The organism is Neisseria sp. P0009.S007 (assembly GCF_051962515.1).
In genome coordinates this window covers 1-1,074 of sequence record NZ_JBQCVF010000488.1, presented here as the reverse complement: position 1 = coordinate 1,074, position 1,074 = coordinate 1, and the positions used below count along the sequence as shown (strand labels likewise).

At 44.8% G+C, this 1,074-nt stretch carries 1 protein-coding gene; it reads right to left on the bottom strand.

The window, feature by feature from the left end; genetic code table 11:
* Positions 1-420 precede the first annotated feature (420 nt).
* On the bottom strand, positions 421-1,074 hold a 654-nt coding region (locus tag ACTHS3_RS14260), incomplete at its 5' end, for a flotillin domain-containing protein (protein WP_440368279.1).

The window sequence follows — 1,074 nt, the reverse complement described above, 5'->3', positions numbered from 1 at the left end:
TTGCCCAGCTGAAAACTTTGGATTACCTTCGTTCGCAAAAAAACAAGTAATGTGGGTTCATCAAGAAAAAGCACAACAAAATGTTGTGCTTTTTTATTTGCCTGAAGATAAGCGGTTTGATATTGAAATGTCGATAGATGAGTAGATGGCAAGTTTGAAATCGAAACGGTAGAACAGGTTTTTATGATTAAATTATTGGTGGATCATTATTGAAGTAGTTAGCCTTGTGATTCACATTTAAAATAGCCCACCCAATCTTTTTATCCTCAAAAAATAGATTGGATGATTCCTAATTTATTGCAATTGCAATAGAATTGAATTTATCAGTATTGAAAATATTAGCGTTTTTCTGAGCTCGCATATAAAAAAGGCTGTCTGAAAAGTTTCAGACGGCCTTTAAATCATTATTACGGCATTCGTTTATGATTGGTCAATGGTTTTATCCAGTCCTTGGGTCAGACCGTTGATGTCGCCACCATTTAGTCCCAACTCTTTCAAGAGACCGTCAACCAATGGGGCTTGGCTGCGGTAGCGCAGGGCACTGTTGACCATTTGATCTGCAAGGCTGGCTTGTGTGGTTTGGCCGTCTGAAACACCTTCTGCATCATTTGTACCACCGGCAAAGCCACCCAGACCATTGACTTGCAAGATTTTGATGTCTTCGATTTTTTCCATTGGGCGGACGGATTCGCGGATGATGTCAGGCAGATGTTTCAAGAGGGCAAGGCGGACTTGCATTTCAACCTGTTCAACGCTCAGGACGTTGGCAGCTTCGTTCACAGCGCGGGTACCTTCTGCATCAACCTTGTATTGTTGCTCTTGCGCTTGTGCCAACAGAATTTTGGCATCGGCCTCACCTTTGGCTTGCAGGCGGTGTTTTTCGGCTTCTGCTTCGGCGGCAATGCGCACTGCTTCAGCGCGGTCTTGTGCAGCTTGTTTTTCAGCTTCTGCGGCAACAGTGAGCGAAATTGCATCTTTTTGCGCGGCTTCTTCGGCAGCAATCAATTCAACCGCTTTGGCACGCTCGGCGCGTTCGGTTTCGCGTACGGTAATCACGCTCTCTTCTTCGCGAAC